The organism is Sphingomonas sp. (genome assembly GCF_042095875.1).
In the GTDB taxonomy this organism is placed as follows: domain Bacteria; phylum Pseudomonadota; class Alphaproteobacteria; order Sphingomonadales; family Sphingomonadaceae; genus Sphingomonas.
This window is the reverse complement of sequence record NZ_JBELMJ010000074.1, coordinates 1-7,354: the sequence shown is the minus strand read 5'-3', so window position 1 is coordinate 7,354 and position 7,354 is coordinate 1. Positions and strand designations below refer to the sequence as shown.

General features: G+C 69.8%; 9 protein-coding genes. All 9 read left to right on the top strand.

From position 1 onward, the window contains the following. Positions 1 to 480 (top strand): YebC/PmpR family DNA-binding transcriptional regulator (locus ACFDS6_RS16095; protein WP_375273118.1); only part of this gene is annotated, 480 nt, incomplete at its 5' end. A 23-nt stretch (positions 481 to 503) separates the two neighbouring features. Next, complete coding sequence (ruvC, locus tag ACFDS6_RS16090; RefSeq protein WP_219767012.1) at positions 504 to 995, top strand: crossover junction endodeoxyribonuclease RuvC; 492 nt, start codon at positions 504 to 506, stop codon at positions 993 to 995. Positions 996 to 1,219: 224 nt separating this feature from the next. Beyond that, positions 1,220 to 1,816, top strand: a complete 597-nt coding sequence (gene ruvA, locus ACFDS6_RS16085; RefSeq protein WP_375273117.1) for a Holliday junction branch migration protein RuvA — start codon at positions 1,220 to 1,222, stop codon at positions 1,814 to 1,816. Further along, complete coding sequence (locus tag ACFDS6_RS16080) at positions 1,813 to 2,550, top strand: haloacid dehalogenase type II (protein WP_375273116.1); 738 nt, start codon at positions 1,813 to 1,815, stop codon at positions 2,548 to 2,550. The genes ruvA and ACFDS6_RS16080 overlap by 4 nt, the downstream gene beginning before the upstream one ends. Continuing rightward, positions 2,547 to 3,575, top strand: a complete 1,029-nt coding sequence (gene ruvB, locus ACFDS6_RS16075; RefSeq protein ID WP_375273115.1) for a Holliday junction branch migration DNA helicase RuvB — start codon at positions 2,547 to 2,549, stop codon at positions 3,573 to 3,575. The genes ACFDS6_RS16080 and ruvB overlap by 4 nt, the downstream gene beginning before the upstream one ends. An 89-nt stretch (positions 3,576 to 3,664) precedes the next feature. Next, on the top strand, positions 3,665 to 3,904 hold the full coding sequence (locus ACFDS6_RS16070; RefSeq protein ID WP_375273114.1) for a hypothetical protein: 240 nt from the start codon (positions 3,665 to 3,667) through the stop codon (positions 3,902 to 3,904). 282 nt (positions 3,905 to 4,186) lie between these two features. After that, on the top strand, positions 4,187 to 4,513 hold the full coding sequence (locus tag ACFDS6_RS16065; protein WP_375273113.1) for a hypothetical protein: 327 nt from the start codon (positions 4,187 to 4,189) through the stop codon (positions 4,511 to 4,513). A gap of 65 nt (positions 4,514 to 4,578) precedes the next feature. After that, complete coding sequence (ptsP, locus tag ACFDS6_RS16060) at positions 4,579 to 6,849, top strand: phosphoenolpyruvate--protein phosphotransferase (protein ID WP_375273112.1); 2,271 nt, start codon at positions 4,579 to 4,581, stop codon at positions 6,847 to 6,849. 107 nt (positions 6,850 to 6,956) lie between these two features. Next, positions 6,957 to 7,354 (top strand): helix-turn-helix domain-containing protein (locus ACFDS6_RS16055; protein WP_375273111.1); only part of this gene is annotated, 398 nt, incomplete at its 3' end.

The following is a 7,354-nucleotide window of genomic DNA, read 5'->3' as shown; positions in this document are numbered from 1 at the left end:
TTCGGCCCCGGCGGCGTGTCGCTGATCATCGAGGCGCTGACCGACAATCGCAACCGCACCGCGACCAACGTGCGCACCGCGGTGTCGAAGAACGGCGGCAATCTCGGCACCGCCGGTTCGGTCAGCCACGGCTTCGACCGCGTCGGCCTGATCACCTATCCGGCGAAGGCTGGCGACGCCGACAAGGTGTTCGAGGCCGCACTTGAGGCCGGAGCCGAGGACGTGACCTCGACCGAGGAAGGCCACGAGGTCTGGACCGCGCAAGGCGACCTGCACGAGGTCGCCAAGGCGCTGGAGCCGGTGCTGGGCGAAGCCGAGAGCGCGAAGCTCGCGTGGCGGCCGCAGACGATGGTCGAGGTCGGCGAGGGCGACGCCGCGACCTTGTTCAAGCTGATCGACACGCTCGACGACGACGACGACGTGCAGACGGTGTGGGGCAATTACGAAGTCTCTGACGCCGTCATGGAGAAGCTCGGCTGACCAGACCCCTCATCATCCTCGGCATGGACCCCGGGCTCGGCACGACGGGGTGGGGCGTGATCCGTGCCGAGGGCAACCGGCTGACCCACGTCGCCAACGGGCAGATCAAGACCGACACGACAATGCCGCTCGCCAGGCGGTTGTGGAACCTCCATTCCGCGCTGATCGATGTGATCCGCGCGGAGAAGCCCGACAGTTCGGCGGTCGAGGAGGTGCTGGGCAACAGCAATGCGCAGTCGACGCTGAAGCTCGGCCAGGCGCGCGGCGCGGTGCTGCTCGCCGCCGCCGCCTCCGGGCTGATCGTCGGGGAATATCACCCCAGCGCGGTCAAGAAGGCGGTGGTCGGCACCGGCGGCGCGGAGAAGCGCCAGATCCAGGCGATGCTCGGCCACCTGCTGCCTGGCGCCAAGCTCGCCGGCCCCGACGCCGCCGACGCACTCGCGGTCGCGATCACCCACGCGCACCACCTCGCCAGCCAGGAAGGCATGATGCGGCGGGCAAGGGTGATGGCGTGACCTTCTTATAGTCGTCACCCTGAACTCGTTTCAGGGTCCATCTTCGCGGCAGCTTGATGTCGCTCGATCCGGCTCGCGTTCGTCGCCGCACCTGTCGCGTCGTTTCCCGGTGACGATCTATCCGAACTGACGCGACGTTATCCGGAGCAGGCGCATTACCCCTCCCGCTGCCCCCGCGTTCCTGTTAGGTTCCGCCGCATGACTGCACCCCGGCCTCGCACCCGATGATCGCGCATTTGAAAGGCCGGCTCGAATCGACCGGCGTCGACCATGCGGTGATCGACGTCGGCGGTGTCGGATACCTAGTTGGCGCGTCGGCGCGGACGCTCGCGGCGGTGGGGCCGGTCGGCGAGGCGTGCGTGCTCCACACCGACCTGCTCGTCGGCGAGGATTTCCTGCGGCTGGTCGGCTTCGCCACCGCGGCGGAGCGCGACTGGTTCCGGTTGCTGACCGGCGTGCAGGGGGTCGGCGCGCGCGTCGCGCTGGCGATCCTCTCCGCGCTGGAGCCGAACGACATCAGCCGCGCGGTGATGGCGCAGGACAAGGCGACGGTCGCGCGCGCCAACGGGGTCGGGCCCAAGCTCGCCGAGCGGATCGTGCGCGAGTTGAAGGACAAGGTCGGCGGGGTCACGATCGGCCCGGCCGCCGCGGCGCAGGTGGTGCCGGTCGGCGCGGGCGCGGACGCGGTCTCCGCGCTGCTCAACCTCGGCTTCCGCCCCGCCGAGGCGAGCGCGGCGGTGGCCGCGGCGGAGGAGGAACTGGGCGACGGCGCGACGCTCGACGCGCTGGTGCGGCTCGCGCTCAGGAAGGCGGCGAAGTGAGGCGACCCCCTCCCAAACGACCGAGGGCCTTCGGCTTCGACGTGTTCGGCACGATGGTCGACTGGCGCACGAGCATCGCGCGCGAGAGCGCGGCGTTCCTCGCGCGGATCGATCGCGGCGACCTCGACCCCGAACGCTTCGCCGACGCGTGGCGCGCGCGCTACCAGCCGGCGATGGCGAAGGTGCGCGAGGGGCGCCGCGACTTCGTGATCCTCGACACGCTCCACCGCGAGATGCTGGTCGACCTGCTCGCGCACCACGGCGTCGAGGTGGACGCGCTCGACCCCGCGCTCGTCACCGACTGGGCGCACGCGTGGCATCGGCTGGATCCCTGGCCCGATGCGGTCGCGGGGCTGGCGCGGCTGCGCGCGCTCGCGCCCGTCGTCACGCTGTCGAACGGCAATGTCGCGCTGATGATCGAGCTCTCGCGCCGCGCGGGGCTCGCGTGGGACGCGATCCTCGGCGCCGAGCACGCGCGCGCGTTCAAGCCGTCGACTGAGGTGTACCTCTCCACCGCCGCCGCCTGCGGGGTGGAGCCGGGCGACTTCTGCCTCGCCGCGGCGCACCACAGCGATCTCGCCGCCGCGCGGAAGGCCGGGCTGATGACCGCCTATATCGACCGACCGATGGAATATGGCGGCGCCCCCGCGCCCGACCGCGACCAGCGGCAGGACTGGGACTACGCGGCCGACAGCCTCACGGCGCTCGCCGCGCAACTGGAAACCGATACGTGACCGACACCGAACGCCTGCTCACCCCCGCTAGGCGGCCCGAGGACGTCGACGCGGCGCTGCGCCCGCGCAGCCTCGACGATTTCGTCGGGCAGAAGGCGGCGCGCGAGAATTTGCGCGTCTTCATCGACGCGGCGCGCGGGCGCGGCGATGCGCTCGACCACGTGCTGTTCTTCGGGCCGCCGGGGCTCGGCAAGACGACGCTGGCGCAGATCGTCGCGCGCGAGATGGGGGTGGGGTTCCGCGCCACCTCCGGCCCCGTCATCGCCAAGTCGGGCGACCTCGCCGCGTTGCTCACCAACCTTGAGGACGGCGACGTGCTGTTCATCGACGAGATCCACCGGCTCCAGCCCGCGGTCGAGGAGGTGCTCTACCCCGCGATGGAGGACCGCGCGCTCGACCTGATGATCGGCGAAGGACCCTCGGCGCGCAGCGTGCGGATAGACCTGCCGCGCTTCACCCTTGTCGGCGCGACGACGCGGCAGGGACTGCTGACGACGCCCCTGCGCGACCGGTTCGGCATTCCGCTCCGGCTGCAATTCTACTCGGTCGAGGAGTTGACCCGCGTGGTGACGCGCGCCGCCGGGCTGCTCGACATGGGGATAGCGCCCGATGGCGCGGCCGAGGTCGCGCGCCGCTCGCGCGGCACGCCGCGCATCGCCGGGCGGCTGCTGCGCCGCGTGCGCGATTTCGCGAGCGTTGCTGGGTCAGCGGTGGTCGACGCCGACGCCGCCGACCGCGCGCTCAACCGGCTGGAGGTCGACCAGCTCGGATTGGACGCGATGGACCGCCGCTACCTCCACATGATCGCCGACGTGTACCGCGGCGGCCCCGTGGGGGTGGAGACGCTCGCCGCCGGCCTGTCGGAGCCGCGCGACACGATCGAGGAGGTGATCGAGCCATACCTGATCCAGCTCGGCCTGATCGCCCGCACTGCGCGCGGCCGCTTCCTCAACGCGGGCGGGTGGAAGCACCTGGGCCTCAACCCGCCGACCGGCAGCCAGGACGGACTGTTTGACGCGGGGTGAGGGGGCTTGAATGTCGGCTAATGTCCGCTTTCGCCGGTTGAACCCACCATCAATTGCGGACATCCGCCCCTAAGCGGTAGACTGACAGAATGAGTGCAGCCGCTGCCATCTTTCTGCTGATTTTAGACGTGGCTGTCTCAGCAATGACCGGTTGGTTCTTGGGAAAAGGATTGGTCACGGGAACGCTGCAAAATCGTTATGGCGCGTTCGTGCGATCGTCCCGACAGGTGGCTTTCTGGGTAAGCGTTATCGTCTATGCCATAGGATTGGCTGTCTTGCTTATGATCGCCATCAACCTTTTAGCATCCATACTTGGCTATTCGCCCTGACGACCCACGAATGTCCGCTTTCCACCCAGAACCGGACATAAACGAACCAAGGTTGCAGCGCTCGGAACGTGCCTGCTGCGCTGTCCTACAATCACGGCTCGCGCCACTGTGTTGGCATGATCGCACCCGTCCCATCCACCGCTCATCGCCTGTCAGCACGCAAAGTGGAAACATGCGCGTGAACCTCCACTTCCTCCACTGCGCCGTTCCACTTCGCGGCAAGGGCGACGGAGCAGACGGGTTGCCGCTGCGTTGAGCGCATCTGTTACCCGAAGGATCACCATGTCGCATTCGCACACGCCGCCCGTGCCCAAGGACAACCAGTCGCCCTATCCGATCCATGAGCCGCCGCACCCGGCACCCGCGCCGACCAACCGCCCGGTCGCGCGCACCCCAGACAAGCAGGATCACCAGCGCTCGCTCGCGATCGGCGCGGCGATCGGGATCGGCGCGGCGGCGCTGGCGCTCGCGGCCGGCGTGTTCCTGCTCGAGGAGCGAAACAAGCCGAAGAAGGGCAAGAAGCTCAAGGCGAAGGCGAAGGCCGGCCACAAGTCGAAGCCCAAGCACGAACCCAAGCCTGACCGCGCGGGCAAGGCCGACACGCAGTAATCCCGATGGTGCCGCCAACGATATGTTGCGTGGCACCCTCGGCTCACCTCTGTTAGCCTCGCGCCATGCCCGTCTCCGCCGCCGCCTCCGCCCGTGAAATCCTGACCCGCCTGCACGACGTGATGGCGGCGCGGTCGCAGGCGCAGGCGAAGCTCAACCAGGTGGTCGAGATCATCGGCGAGGCGCTGGATAGCGAGGTCTGCTCGATCTACCTGCTGCGCGAGGGCGTGCTGGAGCTGTTCGCGACGCGCGGCCTCGCGCCCGAGGCGGTGCACGTCACCAAGCTGGCGATGGGCGAGGGGCTGGTCGGCACGATCGCCGAGCAGAACGAGATCCTCAACCTCGACGAGGCGGCGAGCCACCCCGATTTCGCCTACAAGCCCGAGACGGGCGAGGACCGCTACCACAGCTTCGCAGGCGTTCCGATCGTCCGGCGCGAGCGCTCGGTCGGAGTGCTCGCGGTGCAGCACGCCGACCCGCGCCGCTACGCCGACATCGAGATCGAGGCGTTGCAGACGGTCGCGATGGTGTTGTCGGAGCTGATCGCCAATGCCGGGCTGATCGACCAGGGCGGGCCCAAGGACCGGGTGCAGTCGACCGCCACCGTGCGGATTTCGGGTCAGAAGCTGGTCGACGGCATGGCGGCGGGGTGCGCGGTGTTCCACCAGCCGCGCGTCACGATCGAGCACACCGTGGCGGAGGATACCGAGGCCGAGCGCCACCGCGTCTACGCCGCGTTCGACAAGATGCGCGAGCAGATCGACCGCATCGCGCGCGAGGCCGAGTTCGGCGTCGGCGACGAGCATCAGGAGGTGATCGCCACCTACAAGATGTTCGCCTACGACGAGGGCTGGGCCAGGCGGATCAACGAGGCGATCGACAGCGGGCTGACCGCCGAGGCCGCGATCGAGCGGGTGCAGCAGCGCACGCGCCAGCGGATGCGCCAGATCGACGATCCGCTGCTGCAGGATCGGATGCACGATCTGGAGGATCTGTCCAACCGGCTGCTGCGGATCGTGTCGGGGCAGATGGGGACCGCTGCGCAACTGGGGCTCAGGCAGGACACGATCCTGATCGCGCGCAACCTGGGTCCGGCCGAGCTGCTCGAGTACGACCGCCGGCGGTTGAAGGGCGTGATCCTGGAGGAAGGATCGCTGACCGCGCACGTCACCATCGTCGCGCGCGCGATGGGGGTGCCGGTGCTGGGGCGCGTGCGCGACGTGCGCCGCACGATCGCGGAAGGCGACCTGCTGCTGCTCGACGTGACCGAAGGATCGGTGCTGGTGCGCCCGACGCTGCCGATGGAGGAAGCGTTCGACGCCAAGCTGCTGCTTCGGCAGAAGCGCAAGGCGGCCTATGCCGCGCTGCGCGACCTGGCGCCCGAGACGCGCGACGGGCGCCGCGTGACCGTGATGGTCAACGCCGGGCTGCGCGACGACGTCGCCGCGCTCGACGTGACGGGCGCGGACGGGATCGGGCTGTTCCGCACCGAGTTCCAGTTCCTCGTCTCCGCCACCTTGCCGCAGCGCGAGCGCCAGCAGCGACTCTACCGCGAGGTGCTGGACGCGGCGGGCGACCGGCCGGTAGTGTTCCGCACCGTCGACATCGGCGGCGACAAGGCGCTGCCCTACCTCGTCTCGGACGCGGGCGAGGAGGAGAATCCGGCAATGGGCTGGCGCGCGCTGCGCCTCGCGCTGGAGCGCGACGGGTTGATGAAGGCGCAGGCGCGCGCGCTCCTGGAGGCGGCGGCGGGGCGGACGCTCAACGTCATGTTCCCGATGGTGAGCGAGGCGTGGGAGTTCGACGAGGCCAAGGCGCTGTTCGAGGCGCAGCGCGACTGGATCGCCTCGCGCGGGCGGCGGCTGCCGAGCGAAATCCGCTACGGCGCGATGCTGGAGGTGCCGAGCCTGGCCTATCAGCTCGACCTGCTGCTCCCCAAGGTGCAGTTCCTGTCGATCGGCACCAACGACCTGACGCAATTCCTGTTCGCCGCCGACCGCGCCAATCCCAAGCTCGCCGAGCGCTACGACTGGCTGTCGACCTCGATCCTGCGCTTCGTCCAGCTCGTGTCGGATCAGGCGCGCGCGGCGGGCGTGCCGGTGGCGGTGTGCGGCGAGATGGGCGGGCGCCCGCTGGAGGCGATGGCGCTGATCGGGCTCGGCATCGACCGGCTGTCGATCACGCCCGCCGCGGTGGGTCCGATCAAGGCGATGATCCGCTCGCTCGATCACGGCGCGCTCCAGGCGCGCGTCGCCGAGCTGCTCGCCAACCCGACGCGCGACCTGCGCGCGGCACTGGCGGCGTGGGCGGGCGAGCAAGGCGTCGAACTGGCGTGATCGTGCGGTCGGTCGGGCATCGGCTCGGTTGACACTCACCACCGGCTTTGAAAGACGAACACCTGTAGTGAGCGGATCGGGGCACCGCTTGCGCGCCGGAGAATGAGATGAGCGACAGCGACACGGGCGAGATGGCGAGCGCGAAACCGGCCTCGGTCGGCCAGCGGCTACGCACCGCGCGCGAGGCGGAAGGGCTGTCGCTGCCCGAGGTGGCGGTGCGCACGCGCGTCACGCAGCGTTTCCTGGAGGCGATCGAGACCGGCCGGCTGGAGGAGCTGCCCTCGTCGACCTACGCGGTGGGGTTCGCCAAGGCGTACGCGCGCGCGGTCGGGCTCGATCAGGTCGCGGTCGGGCGCGACATCCGCGAGGAGATGAACGCTCCCGGTGCCGTCCAGCGTCCGCAGCACCACGTGCAGGAGATCGCCGATCCCGCGCGCGGGCCATCGCGCGGGCTGGTGATCGTCGCGCTGGGGCTCGCGCTCGCGGTGCTGATCCTCGCGCTGCT